General features: G+C 67.7%; 18 protein-coding genes. 9 read left to right on the top strand and 9 right to left on the bottom strand.

What is annotated here, in order from left to right; translation table 11 throughout:
- Positions 1-11: 11 nt before the first annotated feature.
- The 5 genes from hemC to hemE form a co-directional block, all read right to left on the bottom strand.
- Positions 12-1,010, bottom strand: coding sequence for a hydroxymethylbilane synthase (hemC, locus tag RCH15_RS15780; RefSeq protein ID WP_326961613.1), 999 nt, complete (start codon positions 1,008-1,010; stop codon positions 12-14).
- The gene (locus RCH15_RS15775) at positions 1,007-2,275 is read right to left on the bottom strand and encodes a ferrochelatase (protein WP_326961612.1); all 1,269 of its coding nucleotides are present in this window, start codon (positions 2,273-2,275) and stop codon (positions 1,007-1,009) included. The genes hemC and RCH15_RS15775 overlap by 4 nt, the downstream gene beginning before the upstream one ends.
- Positions 2,272-2,985: a hydrogen peroxide-dependent heme synthase gene (gene hemQ, locus RCH15_RS15770; protein WP_326961611.1), complete on the bottom strand. Its 714-nt coding sequence runs from the start codon at positions 2,983-2,985 to the stop codon at positions 2,272-2,274. The genes RCH15_RS15775 and hemQ overlap by 4 nt, the downstream gene beginning before the upstream one ends.
- A gap of 144 nt (positions 2,986-3,129) precedes the next feature.
- Positions 3,130-4,608: a protoporphyrinogen oxidase gene (gene hemG, locus RCH15_RS15765; protein ID WP_326961610.1), complete on the bottom strand. Its 1,479-nt coding sequence runs from the start codon at positions 4,606-4,608 to the stop codon at positions 3,130-3,132.
- A 4-nt stretch (positions 4,609-4,612) separates the two neighbouring features.
- Complete coding sequence (gene hemE / locus RCH15_RS15760; RefSeq protein WP_326961609.1) at positions 4,613-5,710, bottom strand: uroporphyrinogen decarboxylase; 1,098 nt, start codon at positions 5,708-5,710, stop codon at positions 4,613-4,615.
- Positions 5,711-5,868: 158 nt separating this feature from the next.
- On the opposite strand from hemE, the gene RCH15_RS15755 reads away from it, so the two are divergent.
- Positions 5,869-7,197: a glutamyl-tRNA reductase gene (locus tag RCH15_RS15755; protein ID WP_326961608.1), complete on the top strand. Its 1,329-nt coding sequence runs from the start codon at positions 5,869-5,871 to the stop codon at positions 7,195-7,197.
- Between the two features lie 258 nt (positions 7,198-7,455).
- Complete coding sequence (locus tag RCH15_RS15750) at positions 7,456-9,396, top strand: HNH endonuclease signature motif containing protein (protein WP_326961607.1); 1,941 nt, start codon at positions 7,456-7,458, stop codon at positions 9,394-9,396.
- Between the two features lie 29 nt (positions 9,397-9,425).
- On the opposite strand, the gene RCH15_RS15745 is transcribed toward RCH15_RS15750, so the two are convergent.
- Positions 9,426-10,448, bottom strand: coding sequence for an SDR family NAD(P)-dependent oxidoreductase (locus RCH15_RS15745; protein WP_326961606.1), 1,023 nt, complete (start codon positions 10,446-10,448; stop codon positions 9,426-9,428).
- A 35-nt stretch (positions 10,449-10,483) separates the two neighbouring features.
- Positions 10,484-11,704 (bottom strand): molybdopterin-synthase adenylyltransferase MoeB, encoded by a 1,221-nt coding sequence (gene moeB / locus RCH15_RS15740; RefSeq protein WP_326961605.1) that lies wholly within the window; start codon positions 11,702-11,704, stop codon positions 10,484-10,486.
- A gap of 84 nt (positions 11,705-11,788) precedes the next feature.
- Here moeB and RCH15_RS15735 point away from each other — a divergent pair, with 84 nt between their 5' ends.
- From RCH15_RS15735 to thiE, 4 genes are all read left to right on the top strand, one after another.
- Positions 11,789-12,454, top strand: a complete 666-nt coding sequence (locus RCH15_RS15735; protein WP_326961604.1) for a TetR/AcrR family transcriptional regulator — start codon at positions 11,789-11,791, stop codon at positions 12,452-12,454.
- A 53-nt stretch (positions 12,455-12,507) separates the two neighbouring features.
- Positions 12,508-12,732: a DUF3107 domain-containing protein gene (locus RCH15_RS15730; RefSeq protein ID WP_326961603.1), complete on the top strand. Its 225-nt coding sequence runs from the start codon at positions 12,508-12,510 to the stop codon at positions 12,730-12,732.
- 90 nt (positions 12,733-12,822) lie between these two features.
- The gene (locus RCH15_RS15725) at positions 12,823-13,125 is read left to right on the top strand and encodes a hypothetical protein (protein WP_326961602.1); all 303 of its coding nucleotides are present in this window, start codon (positions 12,823-12,825) and stop codon (positions 13,123-13,125) included.
- Between the two features lie 245 nt (positions 13,126-13,370).
- The gene (thiE, locus tag RCH15_RS15720) at positions 13,371-14,078 is read left to right on the top strand and encodes a thiamine phosphate synthase (RefSeq protein ID WP_326961601.1); all 708 of its coding nucleotides are present in this window, start codon (positions 13,371-13,373) and stop codon (positions 14,076-14,078) included.
- A gap of 14 nt (positions 14,079-14,092) precedes the next feature.
- On the opposite strand, the gene RCH15_RS15715 is transcribed toward thiE, so the two are convergent.
- The gene (locus RCH15_RS15715) at positions 14,093-14,764 is read right to left on the bottom strand and encodes a ferritin-like fold-containing protein (protein WP_326961600.1); all 672 of its coding nucleotides are present in this window, start codon (positions 14,762-14,764) and stop codon (positions 14,093-14,095) included.
- A gap of 41 nt (positions 14,765-14,805) precedes the next feature.
- Here RCH15_RS15715 and RCH15_RS15710 point away from each other — a divergent pair, with 41 nt between their 5' ends.
- The 3 genes from RCH15_RS15710 (at position 14,806) to RCH15_RS15700 (ending at position 19,290) form a co-directional block, all read left to right on the top strand.
- Positions 14,806-16,326, top strand: coding sequence for an RNB domain-containing ribonuclease (locus RCH15_RS15710; protein ID WP_326961599.1), 1,521 nt, complete (start codon positions 14,806-14,808; stop codon positions 16,324-16,326).
- Positions 16,327-16,625: 299 nt separating this feature from the next.
- Positions 16,626-18,410, top strand: a complete 1,785-nt coding sequence (locus RCH15_RS15705) for a DEAD/DEAH box helicase (RefSeq protein WP_326961598.1) — start codon at positions 16,626-16,628, stop codon at positions 18,408-18,410.
- A gap of 7 nt (positions 18,411-18,417) precedes the next feature.
- A complete protein-coding gene (locus RCH15_RS15700) occupies positions 18,418-19,290 on the top strand; it encodes a DNA-methyltransferase (protein ID WP_326961597.1) in 873 nt (290 codons plus the stop codon).
- An 89-nt stretch (positions 19,291-19,379) separates the two neighbouring features.
- On the opposite strand, the gene RCH15_RS15695 is transcribed toward RCH15_RS15700, so the two are convergent.
- Positions 19,380-20,225, bottom strand: a complete 846-nt coding sequence (locus RCH15_RS15695; RefSeq protein ID WP_326961596.1) for a PHP domain-containing protein — start codon at positions 20,223-20,225, stop codon at positions 19,380-19,382.
- Between the last annotated feature and the right edge of the window lie 81 nt (positions 20,226-20,306).

Here is a 20,306-nt window from a genome sequence, read left to right as displayed (position 1 = left end):
GGATCCCTGGCTCAGGACGCGGCCAGGTCTGCGATGTCGGCTGCGCCGCGGGCCAGCAGGACTTCGGCGAGCTCAATGCCGAGCAGGGTTGCCCCGACCTCGGTGAGTCCGTCCGTGGATTTCTCGTCCCGGACAGTGGCCGTTCCGTCAACGGCGCAGACCACTGCTTCGAGGTGCAACAAGTTGCCCTTTCGTTGGGCGTAGGCGCCCACAGGTGCGGCGCAGCCGGCTTCCAACCGGGCCAGCAGCGCCCGCTCTGCCGTGACTGCCAGCCGGGTATCGGGGTCATCCAGGGCGGCGAGGGCCTGTGCCAGCACACCTTGCGACCCTTCGGTGGAGCCCCCCTTGCGCGGCGCGTCGGCGTAGCGGCATTCGATGGCGAGAGAGCCCTGCCCGGCCGCTGGCAGCATGACCTCGGTCCCAAGGAATTCGCTGACAGCGTCGAGCCGGCCGATCCGCTGCAATCCGGCGGCGGCGAGCACAACGGCGTCGAGGTCGCAGCTTTTGCCGTTGACGACGGCGTCGGTGCTGTTCCCGGGCAAGCCGGGGACCCGCCCGAGCCGGGTGTCCACGTTGCCGCGGATATCGCGGATGTCCAGGTCCGGACGGGCGGCCCGGAGCTGGGCGGCGCGCCGCGGCGAGCCGGTGCCGACAGTGGCTCCAGCGGGCAGGTCCGCGAGCTTGAGTCCGTCGCGGGCGCACAGCACGTCACGGACGTCTACCCGCTTGGGTGTAGCCGCGAGTGTCAGCCCGAGAGCCGCCCCGGTAGGGAGGTCCTTGAGCGAGTGCACGGCGACGTCGCATTTATCCTGCAGCAGGGCATCGCGAAGGGCGGCGACGAAGACGCCGGTGCCGCCCATCTGGGACAGGGATCCGGTGAGGACGTCGCCGTCGGTCCGGATGTGGACCAGTTCCACCGGGAAGCCGCCGACGGCGGTCAGCTGGTCCGCGGTCTGTTGGGTCTGGGTGAGCGCCAGCTTGCTGGCGCGGGTACCGATCCGCACGCTCACGGTGTGTCCTGATCCGCCGCCGACGCGGTGGTGGCAGCGGCGGTCGCCGGGTAGGGGTCATGGCCGGTGCCGATGGTGGTATCGGCTCCCGCGATAGTGGGCTTCTCGCCGCGGAAGTTGGCGCAGCAGCCCGGGCGGCAGACGTCGTACCAGGGCCCGAGTTTGGTCAGGTGCGGGCGGTCGGCGATATTGTTCGTTGCAGTCCGTTCGCTGATCAGGTCCACGAGTCCGGCGACGAACTTGCGGTGCGTACCCGGCGTGGGGACGCGGGTTGCAGCAACACCCAGGTTTGCGCAGGTTTCCAGGGCCTCGGTGTCGAGGTCCCAAACTACTTCCATGTGGTCGCTGACGAATCCCAGCGGCACGATCACAATGCCTTTGACGCCCTGGCCGGCCAATTCTTCGATGGCGTCGTTGATATCAGGTTCAAGCCACGGCACGTGCGGGGCGCCGGAGCGGGACTGGTAGACAAGGGTCCACGGTGCGGTGTCACCGGTGGCGGCTTCCACCCGGCGGATGACTTCAGTGCCGGAGGCGAGGTGCTGGGCCACATAGGCGGAGTCCTCATCAAAGTGGCGCGGTTCGCCCTCGGAACGGCCGGCGGCTTCGGCGTCGCGGGTGGGGATCGAGTGGGTCGCGAACAGGATGTGCACCGGCGCGTCCGGGGTGCCTGCGGCGGCCAGCTGGGCGCGGACGTCGGCCAGGCCGGCGGCGGTGCCCTCGACGAACGGCTCCACGAAGCCGGGGTGGTCGAAGTACTGGCGGACCTTGTCCACCTCAAGCTTGCCGTCGAGACCGGTGTCCGTCAGGGCGATGCCGATGTCCTCGCGGTACTGGCGGCAGCTGGAATAGCAGGAGTAGGCGCTGGTGGTGATCATCAGGACTTTGCGATGCCCGGCGTCGTACATGTCCTGGAGGGTCTGCGGGATGTACGGCGCCCAGTTGCGGTTGCCCCAGAAGACCGGGAGTTCGATTCCGCGGGTGGCGAGTTCGGACTCAATGCCGGCCTTGAGCTCCCGGTTCTGGGCGTTGATCGGACTGATCCCGCCGTTGGCGCGGTAGTGGTGCGATACCTCTTCGAGGCGCTCGTCCGGGATGCCCCGGCCGCGGGTGACGTTGCGCAGGAACGGAAGGACGTCATCCTGACCTTCCGGGCCGCCGAAGGAGGCCAGGAGCACGGCGTCGTAGGCCTTGGGGGCCATCCGGCCCGCCTGGGTGACCTCGTTGACGGCGGTGTGGGCGTCTTGGGGATTCAGCGGACTCATGAGAGGACCTCGGCGATCTCGGCTGCGTTGACCCGGCGGCCGGTGTAGAACGGGACTTCTTCGCGGACGTGGTGGCGGGCTTCAGTGGCGCGCAAATGGCGCATCAGGTCCACGAGGTCCACGAGTTCGGGGGCTTCCAGGCCGAGGATCCATTCCCAGTCGCCAAGGGCGAAGGAGGACACCGTGTTGGCGATGACCTGCGGGAAGTCCCGGCCCAGCAGGCCGTGGTCCCGGAGCATTGCGCCACGTTCGGCGTCGGGGAGCAGGTACCACTCGTAAGAACGGACAAACGGGTAGACGCAGAGCCACTCTGCCGGTTCCACGCCGCGGGAGAAAGCGGGAGTGTGGCTCTTGGCGAACTCGGCCTCCCGGTGCACGCCCATGGCGGACCACGCGATATCGGTGCCGGTGAACAGTTTGCTGCGGCGAATGTCCCGGACGGCTCGCTGGAGGGCTTCGGGCTCGGAACCATGCAGCCAGACCATGATGTCCGCGTCGGCTCGCATCCCCGAGACGTCGTAGCTGCCGCGGTGGACTACGCCGGCTTCCGCCAGGCGGGCCGTGAGCGCCTCGAATTCCCCGGCAGCCTCGCTGCTGCGGAGAACGCCGGCGGTCCGCTTGAAAACCGTCCAGAGTGTGAAGAACTGCTCGCCTGATTCTTCGCTGGCTGATGCAGTTTTAGTGACAGTTTCGGCAGAAGTGTGGCTCATAGATACCAGTCTGCCCCCTTGCTCCTGCTAAGTCGAAATCACGCACTTCTACAAGCCGTAGAAGTGCTTTATTTCACATTCGAGCCGGTGTGAGCCGCTGGGATTACACTGCCCGGCAGGCAGCGGCCGGGCAGCCGGCACCCTTCAGGCGATCAGGCGCCGGACCTGGTTCGGCGTATCAGCGACGATCGCGGCCAGGCCGTTGCCGGACAGCCATCCACCCACCACGGCCAGCGTGCCGTCCGCCGCGCAGATACGGCGAACCTCGGCGACCCGGCGCTTGTGCCCCAGCGATGCGAAGGGCAGGGCGCCGCCCCAGCGCACCACATCCCAGTCGATGACATCCCCGGCGGTGAGCGGAACGGACAGCAGCTCTGAGGCGTCCTGCAGCGCGGCCAGGAACAGTTCTGCCTCGGAGCCGGGCTCGGGCCGAGCCGTGGCTCCGTGCCGGGCATCTCCGCGTCCATAGGAGAGCCGGACGACGTGGGTTCCGGGACCGGTCTGGTCCAGCAGCCACTGCCACTTGGCGGTCGCATGGGTAAGGGCTTTGGCCTGGATCCCCAGGCTTTGCGGTGCGACCAGGACACCGGTGCCGCGCGGCCGGGCGTCGAGCCGGGGCAGGTCCACCACGAGGGTGACGAGGCTGACGTCGGGTCCGGCCTCGGGGCGGAGGCCGGCAAGTTCCGGCAGGGCGCCGGACAGCAGCCCGACGGCGGCCGGGCCGTCCACGGCGACAACCAGCAGCCCGGCGTCGCGCGCTGTGTCTCCGGAGGTGACCCGCCAGCCGTCGGCGGTCCGCTCCACCGAGTCGGCCTTGGTGCCATTGAGCAGCGTCACGCCCCCGCGCCGGGCCTCGGTCAGCAGGGCGGTGATGAGGGTGTGCATCCCGCCGCGCAGCCCGGCGACGGCGGATCCAGCCTTTTGCAGTGCCGGCGGCGCGGCGCCCTCTCCCCCGGCGCCGCCGGCCCGGGCGCCGCGCCGTTGCGCAGCGACGGCGGCGGCGAGGGAGCCATGTTCCTTGATGCCGGAGCGCAGGCCCGGTGCCACCATGTCGACGTCGAGGACGTCCGGATCCGCGGAGTGGACCCCGCCGACGACTGGGGCCACCAGCCGTTCCAGTACTCTGCGACCCATCCGGGTGCGGACCAGAGCCGACACGCTCGTGGCCTCTGCCGTGGTGCCGATGTTGGCTGGCAGGAGCTTGTCGAGCGATGCCCGGAGCGTTCCGGAAAGGCCGAGGGTGCGGCGGACTTCCGGATCCCAAGGGTTCGCCGGAATGCCGAGAACTCCGGTGCGGGGCAGTTCGCGTGGGCCCTCGGGCAGCTGGACCCAGGCCCCGCCCGGCTGCGGTGCGACGATCTGGGCGGCGAGACCCAACTCGGTGGCGAGGTCTGCGACGGCGGAGGAACGGGTCGCGAAGGACTCGGCACCGCTGTCCAGGGTCAGGCCGGCCACAACGTGGCTGCCGACGCAGCCGCCCCAGGCTTCGGAGGCCTCTAGCACCGTGGTGCGGATGCCTGCCCTGGCCAGAGCCCGGGCCGCGAGCAGGCCGGAGATGCCACCACCCACTACCACCGCGGTCTGCGGTGCATTCTCCGCAGCGCCGCCGCGGGGTGCCTCCATGCGCCTACTCCGGGGAAATCGAGTGGATGAGTTCGACGACGCGCGTGAGCACGGCCGCATCCGTTTCCGGCGGCACGCCGTGACCCAGGTTCAGCACGTGGCCGGGGGCCGCGGCGCCCGCCGCGATCACCGCCCGGACGTGGGCTTCCAGAACCTCCCAGGGTGCGGACAAGAGTGCCGGGTCGATGTTGCCCTGCAGCGGCACCGTGCCACCCAACCGGCGGTTGGCTTCATCGAGCGGCAACCGGTAGTCCACCCCGACAACGTCGACACCGACGTCGCGCATGGCAACAAGCAGTTCCGAGGTCCCGGTGCCGAAGTGGATCAGCGGGGCACCGAGGTTCCGGACGTGGTCCAAGGCACGCGCGGAGGCTGGAGCGACGAATTTCTTGTAGTCGGCCAGGCCCAGAGAACCGGCCCAGGAGTCGAACAGCTGGCCGGCGGAGGCTCCCGCTGCCAGTTGCGCGCGCAGGAACAACCCCGAGGCGTCCGCTGCCCAGTTTGCCAAGGCCGTCCAGGTCTCCGGGTCGGCGTGCATCATGGTGCGCGGTCCGAGGTGGTCGCGGGAGGGCTTTCCTTCCACCATGTACGCCGCGAGCGTGAAAGGTGCGCCGGCAAAGCCGATCAGCGGGGTCTTGCCCAGCTGCGCCACGGTGAGCCGGACGGCTTCGCGGATGGGCTCAAGGGATTCCCAGGTCAGCTGGGGCAGGGCGGCAACATCGGCTGCCGTGCGGACAGGCTTCTCCAGCACGGGCCCCACGCCTGGAACGATGTCAACGCCGACGCCCGCCAGCTTAAGCGGTATCACGATGTCGGAAAAGAAGATGGCAGCGTCAACGTCGTGGCGGCGCACGGGCTGGAGGGTGATCTCGGACGCCAGCTCGGGGCGCAGGCAGGAATCCAGCATCGCGACCCCCTCGCGTACCTTGAGGTACTCAGGGAGCGAACGGCCGGCCTGGCGCATGAACCACACCGGACGGCGGGAGGGCTTGCCGCCGCGGTAGGCGGTGATGAGCGGCGAATCCGCGGTGCGCCCGTCCATCAACGGGTGCCCTGCGTCGAGGCCGGAGAGATCAGGAGTTGCCGCAGCGCGAGGAGTCATGCCTTTGATTGTGCCGAAAATCGGGCCTAAAAGATAACGCTGGACGCCCGCACACCCACCTACCGGGCGGGTGGTGAGCGGAATCACAGTCGGGCGTGTCCGGTTCCACTGGGGAAATTTGTTCTACGCGGGCACGAAAAAGCTATGCTTGACCTGCTGTGGTTCTATTTTCTCTGGTGGCGACCCACGCCGACATCGACCTCGAGACCGTTGCTCAACTGAGCACCGGTGCTTCAGAGCTCGCCACATCCGCCCTTGCCGGTTCACCGGCCGTGACGGGTGCCATTGTGCTTTCCACCTGCAACCGCTTCGAGATTTACGGTGAGGCCGCCCGCCCGGACGACGTCGAAGACGCCCGCGCGGCCCTTATCGGCCAGCTCAGCGGCTCCACCGGCCTCAACGAACAGCTCGTCGCCCGGTCCTTCAACACCCACACAGGCGCAGACGTCACCCGGCATCTCTTCTCTGTCAGCTCCGGCCTTGACTCTGCCGTCGTTGGTGAGCGCGAAATCGCCGGTCAGGTGCGCCGCGCCCTCATCACGGCCCAGCACGAAGGCACAGCAAGTTCGGGCCTCGTCCGGCTGTTCCAAGCGGCGTCGAAGACCGCCAAGGACGTGGGAGCACAGACCGCACTGGGAGCCCGGGGCCTGTCAGTGGTCTCCGTTGCCTTGGATCTCGCCACCGAGCTTTCCGAGGTTCCGGACTGGTCCACGAAGAAAGTCGTGGTGTTCGGCACCGGGGCCTACGCCGGAGCCACCATGTCGCTGCTGCGTGAGCGGGGCTGCACGGACGTGTCGGTATACTCCTCCTCCGGCCGGGCTGCCGGTTTCGTCAGTACCCGCGGCGGGACCGCACTCGATGGGGAAAGCCTCCCGGCCGCGGTCGCTGCCGCCGACGTCCTGATCGGCTGCAGTGGTGCCGACACCCGCGTCGAGGCTGCGGAGTTGGCCCTGGTGCGGGCGGATTCGCAGCAGCCGTTGATCGCCATCGATCTGGCTCTCACTCACGATTTTGATCCTGCCATCGGCGGGCTCGAGGGCGTGGAACTGCTGACGCTCGAATCCGTTCGGCTGGCCGCCCCGCAGGAGCAGGCCGAATCGCTGGCCCAGGCCAGCACGATTGTGGCTGGTGCGGCCAGCACGTTCGAGCAGGAGCGTGAGGCCCGTTCGGTGGACTCCGCCATCGTCGCGCTCCGCCGGCACACCATGAACGTCCTCGACGCGGAGATGGAAAAGGTCCGGGCCCGCCACGGCTGCACCGCCGCAGCGGAAGAAGTCGAATTCGCGCTCCGCCGGATGGTCAAGCAACTTCTCCACGTTCCCACGGTCCGAGCCCGCGAGCTCGCAAGTAACGGCCAGCAGGAAGACTACGTTGCCGCCCTCGAGGCGCTCTACGGCATCACGGTGGAACAGCCCTCGGTGCCGGCCGCCGTGGCTGAGTGCCCGGTTGACCATCAGACGCTGGGTGGCGCGCGGGAGACCGCTTAAGCAGGCCGTTTCGCTGGGTCTGAGCCGCGGCCGGTCCGGCAATTTTCCAGCGCTGGCCGACGCCGCAGGCATGGCCGGAACTTAGTGCGCGGTTAGACCCATGAAGTGCCAGTTTCGGCCTGCCGTCCTCGGTTCCCTGCCGATGGAGGCACCTACTCAACGAGTGAAACACTTCCACGTGTGGTCCACACACCGCCTCCCTCGCCGCTCTCTTGCGGTTGGATCAGGATTGTCGGTGCCCCGGTTTAGTCTGAAAGTGTGAAGAGCGGGGAAGCTTTGAGCGGGGAGTGCGTGGAGGCGGTGGGTGCCGTCGCCGGTTCTGTTGCGGCGCTTGCCGCGATCTTCGGGGCGGGCCTGTCCGGTGGCGGGCCGGGTTCCGCGGATCCGGGCGGTGCGGGGCGGGACTCAGCGTCTGCCAACGGTGTGGGTGGGGATCCGTTGCGGGACGTCGCGGATGCGTGTCTGGAGGGGTTGGCTGAGGTGGCGCGGTTGGAGGCTGGGGCCGCGGCGGTGAAGGTCAGGTTGACCGGTGAGTATGTCCGGGCCGCGGAGGCGCTGGCCCCGCCGGCGGTTTCGCCGCAGCAGCGCACCGCGTGGGAGATGGCCGTCGTGGCGGAGGTCGCGTGCGTGTTGACGGTCAGCGAACGCGCTGCCGGGGCCTTGATCTGTGAGTCCCGGGCACTGTGCTCGGGGTTGCCGTTGACGCTGGCGGCGTTGCAGGCCGGGGAGTTGTCCTGGCAGCACGCCCGGGTCATGGTCGGGGAGACCACCGGCCTGGACCGGGGAGGGACGGCCGGGCTGGAAGCGCATTTTTTGGATCCCGCGGCGCCTAACCCGGCCCGGGGCTGCCCGGCCGGGGACCTCGTCCCGGGCCGGTTCCGGGCCAAAGCCCGGACCTGGCGCGAACGCCACCACCCGGTCAGTATCGAGGCCCGGCACGCTACCTGCGTCGCGGACCGGCGGGTGGAGTTCAGCCCGGACCGGGACGGCATGGCCTGGTTCTCGGCCTACCTCCCGGCCGTGACCGCGTCCGCGGCCTGGGACCGGGCCACCACCGCCGCGCGCGCCCTCCAGGGCCCGGCGGAGACCAGGACCTTGACCCAGCTCCGCGCCGACATCACCGCGGCCTGGCTCCTGGCGGGCACCACCACCGGCGACGCCGGCGACCCCGGCGCTGCGGGCGGTCCGGGTGCGGGTAGCGGGGGTGTGGGTGCTGCGGGGACATGGGGTGTGCCGTCGCCGCGGGCGCAGGTCCTGATCACCGTCCCCGTCCTGTCCCTGCTGGGCGCCACCGAAGAGCCCGCCACCCTGGACGGCTACGGTCCGATCCCGCCCTCCATGGCCCGGCGCCTGATCGCAGAAGGAGCCGGCTCCTTCCACCGGGTCCTGATCGACCCCCGCGACGGTGCACCCCTGGAGATCGGCCGGAGCAGTTACCGGCTCACCGGAGCCCAGCGGCGCTGGCTGCGGCTCCGGGACGGGAAGTGCCCGTTCCCGGGCTGTAACAACGCCTCCCTGGATAACGAGGCGGACCACCTGCTGGCCTGGGCCGACGGCGGCACGACCGGGATCACGAACCTCGGCCAGCCCTGCCGCAAACACCACCACCTCAAACACGCCTCGGCCTGGACACCCACCGGGGCCAGCAAAGACCACCCGCCCGGATGGACGTCCCCGATGGGACGGCGGTACCCCAGCGAATCCCAGGACTGGGAACCACCGCCCTGGCCGGCCATCCTCGCAGCCCTGACCCAGCCCCCGGACCGGGGGTCGCCGGCAGCTCAGACCCCGGACCCGCAAACGAACCCGGGGCCGCCACTGGACAAGGGCCAGGGCCGGACACCGCCCGCGGACGAGGAACACGACACGGACTTGGACTGGGACCCGCCGCCAGGCAACGATCCGGGCAGGAACCCGCCACCAGGCGACGATCCGGGCAGGAACCCGCCACCAGGCGACGATCCGGGCAGGACCCCGCCGACGGACGAGGATCCGGGCAGGACCCCGCCACCAGGCAACGATCCGGGCTGGAACCCGCCACGAGGCGACGATCCGGGCTGGAACCCGCCACCGCCCGAGAAACAGGGCTGGAACCTAGACGCGGAGCTGGACACGGGACTGCCGCCGGACCCCGGCCCGGACCCCGACCAGGAACACCCCGCCGACCCTCTACCCGCAAAGTACCAACCCGCGGCCTGAAGCAGCTTTCCGTCCCTGGACCCGGAAAGCTAGCTGCCGAACGCGTCGATGCCCGTCAGCTCCGCCGAAAGCGTCCACAGCCGGGCGGCATCGGCGCGGTCCACGGCGTGGGCGTCCACACCCCGGACCCTGGCCTCGGGCGAGCCCACGACAGTGGGCTCCGCAACGTCGCAGTCCTCGCAGTAGACGCCGCCCATGCCATGGAGCGCCGGTGACGTGGCGGCCCAGACGGACGTCGCTGCGCCCTGGGCGGGGGTTTTGAAACGCGCGTCGACATTTCCCGCCTCGTCCATCCAGCCGGAGGCGATCATCTCTTCCCTGGGCAGGTGGCGCTGGAGTTCTGTCATGATTCCGCCCGGGTGAACCGCGAAGGCACGGACCCCGGAATTTTTGCCGAGCGCATCCAGCTGCACGGCAAACAGAGAATTGGCTGTCTTGGCTTGCCCATACGCCTGCCACTTGTCGTAGCCGCTCTCGAAGTTGATGTCGTTGAAACGGACCGGCGAGAGCTTGTGCCCGGTGGATGACAGTGCCACGACCCGGGCTCCGGACCCGGCCGCCAACGCAGGCCAGAGGAGATTGGCAAGGGCAAAGTGTCCCAGGTGGTTAGTGGCGAACTGCGACTCCCAGCCGGGGCCGACGCGTTGCTCCGGACTGGCCATGATCGCAGCGTTGTTGATGAGGAGATCCAGGCTGCCGCTCGCGCCCAGGAGGTCCGAGGCCAGGAAGCCGGCGGCAAAAGCTTTCACGCTGGCCTGGTCGGCCAGGTCCATCGCGGCCACACTGACGTCGCCGCCGGGGACACCCGGCGCCAGACCGGCCGCGGCCAGGACTTCGCGGGCATGATCCGGCCGCCTGGCCGGCACCACTATGGCAGCACCCGCTGACGCCAGCGCCCGGACGGTTTCCAGTCCCAGGCCGGAATAGCCGCCGGTGACAACCGCAGTCTTACCGTGCAGGTCAATTCCGGCTATAACGTCTGCCGCGGTAGAGTCCCGCCCGAAGCCGGAGCCGATCTTGTGCTGCGGTGTCATCTTCTTCTCATCGCTCATGTGGGTGGCCTTTCCAGAGGGTATGTATCGGCGGGTCAGTAGACCGGTTTTTCTGGCTCTACGTCACGCACCCAAGCAAGGATTCCGCCGTCGAGGTGGCTGACGCGCTCGTAGCCGGCGGCACGTGCGGCCGCGAGGACTGCCGCGGACCTGGTTCCGGCCTTGCAGTGGAACACAATATCCATGTCCTGGGGCAACTCCTGCCAGGCTTCACCGGCCAGAATCCGGCCTTGCGGAATGAGCACCGCCCCTTCGATCCGGACAATCTCGTGTTCCCCGGTTTCCCGGACGTCCACTAGTTCGAAATCCCTGAGCCCGGCGGTGCGGGAGGCCAGCATCGTTGCCAGTTGCGTCGCCGTCACCGTGTGCTCCTTGCCCGCTTCGGCGGCAGGGGTGATGCCGCAAAAGGCCTCATAATCTGTTAGCTCCGTGATGCGCACGGCCTCGGAGTCGCGGGAAACCCGGATTTCCCGCCAAGTCCCGCCGAGGGCGTCGAAGAGAGCCACCCGGCCCAGCAGTGAACGACCGACGCCAGTGATCAGCTTGACGGCCTCGGTCACCATGAGGGAGCCGACGGCCGCGCAAAGCATCCCGAATACGCCGCCTTCACCGCAGGACGGCACCGAACCCGCGGGCGGCGCCTCCGGGTAAAGGTCCCGGTAGGTGGGCCCGTACTGTTCCCAAAACACGCTGACCTGCCCGTCGAAGCGGAAGATCGAACCCCAGATGTAGGGCTTGCCGAGGATCGCCGCGGCGTCGTTGACGAGGTAGCGGGTGGCGAAGTTGTCGGCACCGTCGAGGATGAGGTCGTAGCCGGCAAAGAGTTCCAAGGCGTTGGAGGCATCCAGCCGGACGTTGTGTAACCGGACGTCCACGAGCGGATTAAGGGCGGCGATGGCGTCCCGGGCCGATTCAGTTTTGAGCCGTCCCACGTCAGCGACGCCGTGGAGTACCTGTCGCTGAAGGTTGCTCAAGTCCACGGTGTCGTCATCGACGATGCCCAGGGTGCCCACGCCGGCGGCCGCCAGATACAGCAGGGCGGGCGAGCCGAGCCCCCCGGCACCGATGACGAGGACTTTGGCGTTTTTCAGGCGGCGTTGCCCGATCGAGCCGATCTCCGGAATGATGAGGTGCCGGGAGTAGCGTTGCACCTCATCCGGGCTCAGGGCGTCGGCCGGTGCCACCAGCGGTCCGGGCACTCCAGACGCCGTTTCCGGGGTTGCGGGTGCTGCGTCGGGGGTGAACTTGGAAGCCATACTTCAATCTATGCCCGAAGATACCGCCAGGTCATATTACCGGCACGTAAAGTGGACGTAACTGCAAGCGAAAGAAGGCCGACAGTGGTTCATCAGGCACCGGTTGAGCGGGGTCGCGCCGGAAAGTCACCGGACGCACCGGCGCGCGGCGGGCAGCGTTCGGCGCGGCTTCCCCGTGATGAACGCCGGGCCCAGCTGCTGGCGGCGGCCCAGGAGGTTTTCGTTGCCAACGGCTACCACGGTGCAGCGATGGACGAAATTGCCGAGACCGCCCATGTCAGCAAGCCCGTCCTGTACCAGCACTTCCCGTCAAAACGTGATCTGTATATGGCGCTGCTGGACAGCCAGCTGAGCAAACTGATCGGGCTGTTGCTGGGTGCCCTGAACTCCACGACGGATAACGACGAACGCGTACAGGCCGTCATGCGCGCCTACTTCCGTTTCATCGCCAGTGATGATCAGGCCCACCGCCTCGTCTTCGAGTCGGACCTCGTCAACGATGCCGACGTCAGCGCCCGGCTGGAAGCCTTCAACAAGACCTTCGCAGACGCCGTCGCCCGCGTCATCGCCGAGGACACCAAGTTACCTGAACTGGAATCCCAACTGCTGGGCCGCGGGCTTGCCGGAATGGCGCAGGTCAGTGCCCGGTATTGGCTGGAAACGGACGGCAATCTGGACCTCGATGTAGCCAGTGACCTGATCTACCGTTTAGCTTGGCGCGGAATCTCCCGCTTCCCCAAGGAAACCTAGACTACAAATAGAGATAACACCCGAAGAACCTTGATTGGCTGGGAGGCCTTGCTGTGGAAGTAAAGATCGGCATTCAGAATATCGGCCGCGAAATTGTCCTGGAATCGTCCCAGGAGGCTGACGCCGTAGCCAAGGTCGTAGGCGAGGCCATAGCGAACGGCACCGAGCTGCGGCTGACGGATGAGAAGGGCCGCCAGATTATTATTCCCGCGAACGTGCTGGGTTACGTAGAAATCGGCGCCGAGGAAGTGCGCCGGGTCGGTTTCGGCGCGCTCTAGGTTTCGGCGCTCTCCACTACGCCCTCGATCTCCGTCCGCAGCCGTCCCGGCTGTGTAACGGACAGCCCCCGATTCGTGAGGAGTCAGAACATGCTTTCCCTGATTGTGGTTGCCTTGGCGACCGTGGCGGCAGGCTTTGTGGTCTGGGCCAACGACAAACGGCATGCCAAGTACGGCATGGCAGTGCCGGCCGGAGTGGCGCTGACGGTCGGGATGCTGGGCCGGATTGTCTTCATGGCCGCAGGGTTTGGTTACCAGCCGGGGCTGACCTGGATCCCGTGGGTGCTGCCCATTGTTCTCGGCACGGCCGCGGCGGTCGCCGCCGTGCTGTACCTGGGAAAAACCCGCACCAGCCGGGACACCGCCAGGCTGACAGGCATCCTTCGCGCCTGACCGCCAACCCGGCGCCGTGACCTGCGCATCGTGACCACCACCCGGACGGGTGCGTGGTCACGGGCGTTTAACCCCCTGTTATTGCGAACGGCATTCGCTCACGGGGCAGGGTCCGGGCTCACGGGGCGACGTCCGGGGTGGCGTGCCGGCAGCCGGCGTCCGGGGTGATCCGCGGTGTCCGTGCCGGCAGGAAAGCGGCAGGTTCCTGTCCGCGGTGCCCTGCGGACAGGAACTAGGCTGGGAGCATGAGCCCGGACGCCGTCCACACCATTGCGCGCCTCTACCTTTGCACCGATGCCCGCCGGGACCGAGGCGACTTCGCTGACTTCGTGGACGCGGCATTTGCCGGTGGCGTGGACATCATCCAGCTGCGTGACAAATCGCTGGATGCGGCCGAGGAGCTGGAGCTCCTGGAGGTCCTGCACCAGGCGGCGCACCGGCACGGCCGGCTCTGGGCCGTCAACGACCGGGCGGACCTCGCCTCGTTGTCCAGGGCTCCCGTGTTCCACATTGGGCAGAAGGATCTCACCCTCCAGGCGGCACGGGACTTCCTCGGTAAGGCCACTGTGATTGGCCGGTCCACTCACAGCCCGGTCCAAGTGGACGAGGCCATTGCCGCCGCCCCCGGCCGCAAAGGCCTGGACTACTTCTGCGTCGGGCCCGTGTGGGAAACCCCCACGAAGCCAGGGAGCGCCGCCGTCGGACTCGAACTGGTCCGGTATGCGGCGCAGGCTATCCGTCGGGCCGAAATTTCCGTCGACGGCAAGCCCACGGGAAAGGTCGCGGGTGTCGTGCCCTGGTTCGCGATCGGGGGCATTAATGCCGGCAATGTGGAGCGGGTGGTCGAAGCCGGCGCCCGCAGAATCGTGGTGGTCCGCGCCATTACCGAGGCCAACGACCCCACTGAGGCCGCCAGGACACTGCTGGCCGCCCTTGAGGCCCCGGAGAGATAGGCCGGGCTGTCCGCTCAGCCGGCCAAACCGAGCTGAAGCATCCGGCGGGAGTGGTTTGCCGCGAGTTCCCGCATCAACTCGCGGACCAGTTCCTTGGATTGCTCGCCGTCCGCGCCGATCAGTCCGCCGACGAAGGCGTGCTCGAAACTGACGCGCTGCGCCTGGGTCAGTGCCTCGCCCAGGAGGCGCCTGGCCCAGAGGGCCAGCCGCGACGCCAACCGGGGGTCATCGGCGAGGGCGGAGCGCAGACGCTCCCGGAGCACGCCGGTAGCCTCCGCGTCGACCTGGATCTGCTCGACCAGGGCGCGGGTCCCGGCGTCGACGTAACGGGAAATGGCGCGGTAGAAATCGGCGGAGACAGTGTCGATCACGTACGCCTTCATGAGGGATTCGTACCAGTCCGCCGGCCGGGTGCGTTCGTGAAAGTGGTCCACGGACGGCTGGAACGGCACCATGGCGGCTTCTGCGTCCAGGCCCATGGCGTCGAGTTTGGCGCTGACAAGTTCGTAGTGCTGGAACTCGATCACGGCGATCCGGCCCAGCACCGCACGGTCATGCAGGGTGGGTGAATACCGGGCGTCGGAAGAGAGCCGTTCGAAGGCCGAAAGTTCGCCGTAAGCCATCACCCCGAGGAGATCCCTCAGGAAGGTGTTGTAACGGGCAGGATCAGCCAGGGATGTGCTCATGATCCAAGACTAATGGCGCAATTGAAGCTAATCTGTTCTTCGTGTCCCATCATCGTCTGACCCCGAATGTCCACCAGCAGAAGAACCGACTCGCCGAGGCGCTTAGCGCGCTGCGCACCACGCTGGAACTGCCGGGCCCCTTTCCCGAGGACGCTCTGCGGGAGGCCAAAGAGGCGGTCGCCGGCCACGAGCTTCTCGATCTCGACCTCACCCACATCGAGTTCGTGACAATTGATCCCGCATCGTCCACCGACCTGGACCAGGCACTCTTCATTGATCGTTCCGCATTTGGGTACAGAGTTTTCTATGCCATCGCGGATGTCCCCTCCTTTGTCATCCCCGGCGGGGCGCTCGACGCCGAGACCCGCCGCCGCGGCCAAACCTTCTACACTCCGGACGGCCGGATTCCGCTGCACCCGGAGGTCATCAGCGAAGAGGCCGGCAGTCTCTTGGCCGGGCAGCGGTGTGCGGCGTTTGTCTGGGAATTCGAGTTGGACGCCTCCGCCGAAGTGTGCTCGGTGCTGGTGCGCCGCGCCGCCGTCCGCAGCCGCGCCAAGCTTAGCTATGCCGGGGTGCAGGCCGACCTCGACGCCGGAACCGCAGCACCCGTGCTTCAGCTCCTCAAGGAAGTCGGGATCAAACGGGTGGAGCTGGAACGGCTCCGCGGCGGCGCCAGCCTGAACATGCCGGAGCAGGAAATCGAACAATTGCCCGACGGCGGCTACCGGATTGTGGCTGCCCCGCCGTTGCCGGTGGAGGACTGGAACGCCCAAATCTCGCTGATGACGGGGATGGCGGCCGCGGAAATCATGCTCCAGGGGAAAGTCGGCATCCTGCGCACCATGCCCGCACCGGATGAAGCCTCCCTGGCGCATTTCCACCGCCAGACCCGCGCCCTGGGCAAACCCTGGGACGGCGAAACGAGCTACGGCGACTACCTCCGCACCCTCGACCCGACAGATCCCCGGCAATTGGCGATCGTGCATTCGGCCGGCATGCTCTTCCGCGGCGCGGGCTACACCCCGTTTGATGGAACCCTGCCCGGGGCGGAGATCCAGGCCGCCATCGGCGCCGCCTACGCCCACTCCACCGCGCCGCTGCGCCGCCTGGTGGACCGCTTTGTGCTGGTGATCTGCGAGGCCCTCAGTAACGGCACGTCGGTTCCCGCCTGGGCACGCGAAGCGCTGCCGTCCCTTCCCCCGATCATGGCAGCATCCGACCAGCTGGCAGCCCGGCTGGAACGCCTCTCCCTCGACACGGTCGAGGCGGCGCTGTTGGTCAACCACGTTGGCCAAGAGTTCGACGCCGTCGTGATTTCCGGTTCCAAGCCTGCCAGGAATGGCAAGAACGGGAACGGGAAGAACGGCAATGGCAAGAACGGCAATGGAATTGCCGGCACGAAACAGGGCAACGGCAACGGTCCCGCCGGCATTGTGCAGATCGCGGAGCCCGCGGTGACAGCCCGTTGCCCTGGCGAGCTGGAACCCGGCACCCAGGTCCGGGTCCGGATTGTCTCCTCAGACATCGCCACCCGCGAAGTGCGCCTTGAGCTGGTGGACTGAGTACCGGACGCGGTCTCCGCGCTTCGCCGGGGGTGTCCGTCGAGGTTCCGGGCTGTGTGCGGCTAGACTGGAGAGGTAGATATGGATGCCCGGTCGTTGATTTCCATGATTTTCGAATTCAACAAGCCCGCCCCTACGCGATCTTGAGACAGACCCGCTGGTCACCAGTGCCAGCAATTGATAGCCCGCGATCGGCTTCCACTGGAATTGCCTGCGCGCCCGAGCGTGCTCCGGAACGGCCCCCCGGCCTGCCCCGTTGAGCAAGCAGCGCAGCCCAAATGAATAAGGAAACTCCCCTAGTGAGTGAATTGCACACGCACCAGCTTCTGACTGACGAATCCGGAACGGAAACGATCGAGCCCGAAGAAACCATTATCTCGGATGAAAAGCCGCACGAGATCGCGGAGAAGACGTTCGCCGACTACAACGTCCGCGCCGACATCGTGGAAGCCCTGTCCGACGCCGGTATCACCCACCCCTTCCCGATCCAGGCCATGACCCTGCCGGTCGCCCTGGCAGGCCACGACATCATCGGCCAGGCTAAGACGGGCACAGGCAAAACGCTTGGCTTCGGCATCCCGGCGCTGCAGCGCGTCGTCGGGCCCGATGACGCAGGCTATGACAAGCTCCCCGCGCCGGGCGCCCCGCAGGCGCTGGTGATTGTGCCGACCCGCGAGTTGGCTGTCCAGGTTGCCAACGACCTTCAGAACGCCGCCAGCAAGCGCAACGCCCGGATCACCACCATTTACGGCGGCCGTGCCTACGAGCCGCAGGTCGAGTCGCTGCAGAAGGGCGTCGAGGTTGTCGTTGGCACCCCCGGCCGCCTCATCGACCTCTACAAGCAAAAGCACCTCGTCCTGAAGAACGTCAAGATGGTTATCCTCGACGAAGCCGACGAGATGCTGGACCTCGGTTTCCTGCCTGACGTCGAAACCCTCATCGCGGGCACCCCCGACGTCCGCCAGACCATGCTGTTCTCCGCCACCATGCCCGGCCCGGTCGTCGCAATGGCACGGCGCTACATGACCAAGCCCACCCACATCCGTGCCGCAGACCCGGACGACGAGGGTCTGACCAAGCGCGACATCCGGCAGTTGATCTACCGTGCCCACAGCATGGACAAAATCGAGGTAGTGGCCCGGATCCTGCAGGCCCGCGGCCGCGGCCGCACCATCATTTTCACCAAGACCAAGCGAACCGCCGCCAAGGTGGCCGAGGAACTGGTGGACCGCGGCTTTGCCGCCGCCGCCATCCACGGCGACCTCGGCCAGGGCGCCCGCGAGCAGGCCCTCCGCGCCTTCCGCAACAATAAGGTCGATGTCCTCGTCGCCACCGATGTGGCCGCGCGCGGCATCGACGTCGATGACGTCACGCACGTCATCAACTACCAGTGCGTTGAAGACGAGAAGATTTACCTGCACCGGGTGGGCCGCACCGGACGCGCCGGCAACAAGGGTACGGCCGTGACCTTCGTGGACTGGGACGACATGCCCCGCTGGGGCCTGATCAACAAGGCCCTGGGCTTGAGCGTTCCCGAGCCGGTGGAAACGTACTCTTCCTCGCCTCACCTGTTCGAGGAGCTCGACATCCCCGCCGGCACCAAGGGCCGGCTGCCCCGCGATAAGCGGGTACTGGCCGGCGTCGACGCCGAACTCCTCGAGGACCTGGGCGAGACCGGCAAGAAGAACACCGCACGCAGCGGGCAGACCAGTGGTGGTCGTGATAGCGGCCGCAGCGGCGCACGCGACGCCGGCACCTCGGGCGGTCCCCGTGGCGGCAGCCGCGACGGCGGCCGGACCACCGGCGGCGGCCGGGACGGCAGCCGCGATACCCGTCGCGGCGGCGGTGCCAGCGCCGGCAGCAAGGACGCGGGACGCTCGGGCGAGCGCCGCCGTCGTCCCGCCGAGGCTGACGCCACCACGGGCCCCGCAGCCGAGGCTCCGGCCAAGGCCGCAGCCAGCGCGCCCACCGAGGTGGACCGTGCCACCCGCGCACGCCGCCGCACCCGCACCCGCCGCCATAACGGCGAAGTGGTGGCCGGCGAGGCGCAGGCCGGGGCTCCGGCCAGCAGCACCGAGGCCTAACCCCTTTATGGCTGACACCGTCTGGGCGCCGGACGGCAGCAATCTGGTGGTGCACGCGGACAACGCGGTGTACCTTCCAACGCTGCCGGACGGCGCCTTCACACTCATTTACGTGGATCCCCCGTTCAACACGGGCAGGGTCCAGAAGCGCCAGGAAACCAAGATGGTGCTCAATGCCGGCGGCGCGGGCGACCGCGTCGGGTTCAAAGGCCGTTCCTACGACACCATCAAGGGCGCCCTGCACAAGTACGACGACGCGTTCAGTGACTACTGGACGTTCTTGGAACCGCGGCTGCTGGAGGCATGGCGGCTCCTGGCGGATGACGGCACCTTGTACCTGCACCTGGACTACCGTGAGGTCCACTACGCGAAGGTTATGCTGGACGCCATTTTCGGCCGCGAGTGTTTCCTGAACGAAATCATCTGGGCCTACGACTACGGGGCCCGGGCCAAATACCGCTGGCCTACCAAACACGACAACATCCTCGTCTACGTCAAGAACCCTGCGAAGTACCACTTCGACAGCGCAGAAGTGGACCGGGAGCCCTACATGGCGCCGGGACTCGTCACCCCAGCCAAGCGTGAGCTCGGCAAGCTGCCCACCGACGTCTGGTGGCACACGATCGTGTCCCCCACGGGCAAGGAGAAGACCGGCTACCCGACGCAGAAGCCCGAGGGGCTGATCCGACGTGTGGTCGCGGCCTCCAGCCGACCCGGTGACTGGTGCCTGGACTTCTTCGCCGGCTCCGGCACCCTCGGTGCCGTGGCCGCGAAGCTCGACCGCAGGTTCGTCTGCGTGGACCAGAACCAGCCGGCCATTGATGTGATGGCCAAGCGGCTCGCCCCGCACGCCAGCTTCAGCGCCTTTCCGGGCACCTGATCCCGGTTGCGCTAGCACTCCGAGAGCCTATTCCGGCCCGCTGGGAACCAAAACTGATAGCGAATCGGGCGGGGTATCGACCTGCCCGCTCAGCGCACCACGGAGGACCCCGTTCCCATCTCCTCGATTCGGGCCAGGACTTCCGGCGCTGTGAGGTTCTCCCCCAGCAGGTTCGGTTTCCCGGCGCCGTGGTAGTCGGAGGATCCGGTGACCAGCAGCCCGTGCCGGTCCGCAAGTTTGCGCAAGAAGGTCCTGCCCTCCTCCGGATTGTCCCGATGGTCGATTTCCAGTCCCGCCAGCCCGGCTTCGATCATCTCCCGGTAGATCCGTTCCCCCACGATCCGGCCGCGGGATGACGCTACCGGGTGCGCGAACACCGGAACCCCGCCAGCGGCGCGGACCAACTCCACGGCGAGCGCGGGATCCGGAGCATAGTGCTGCACCCAGTAGCGGGAGTGCGAGGTCAGGATCGAGTCAAAGGCCTCGCTGCGGTCCGCGACCACACCCGCGGCGACGAGGGCATCGGCAATGTGCGGCCTGCCGAGGGTGGCTCCCGGCGCTACGTGGTGGATGACGTCGTCCCAGCTCAGCGGATAGTCCTCGGCGAGCAGGCTGACCATCCGCTCGGCCCGGGTGAAGCGGGCATCCTTGGCCTTGGTGATTTCCTCCAGCAGCCCGGGGTGCGCCGGGTCGTGCAGGTAGCAGAGGAGGTGGACGCTGATGCCCTCCGTCGTCCGGCAGGAAATTTCCATCCCGGGAACCAGCGCGACGCCGTGCCCGCGGGCAACGAGGGAAGCTTCGGCCCAGCCGTCCGTCGAGTCATGGTCGGTCAGCGCGACGACGTCGAGGCCCGCATCCGCGGCGGAGGCCATCACCGCCCCGGGCGCTTGGGTACCGTCGGAAACATTCGAGTGGGCATGCAGGTCTATCCTCACCCCACCAGCCTAGTAGATCGCCGCCAGGCCGTCCCGGGCGGCCGGACCGAAAGCCGTTAGTGCTCTGCAAACCACCTTGAT

Source organism: Arthrobacter sp. MP_M4, assembly GCF_035984855.1.
GTDB lineage: Bacteria > Actinomycetota > Actinomycetes > Actinomycetales > Micrococcaceae > Arthrobacter.
This window is presented reverse-complemented; position numbering and strand designations above follow the sequence as displayed.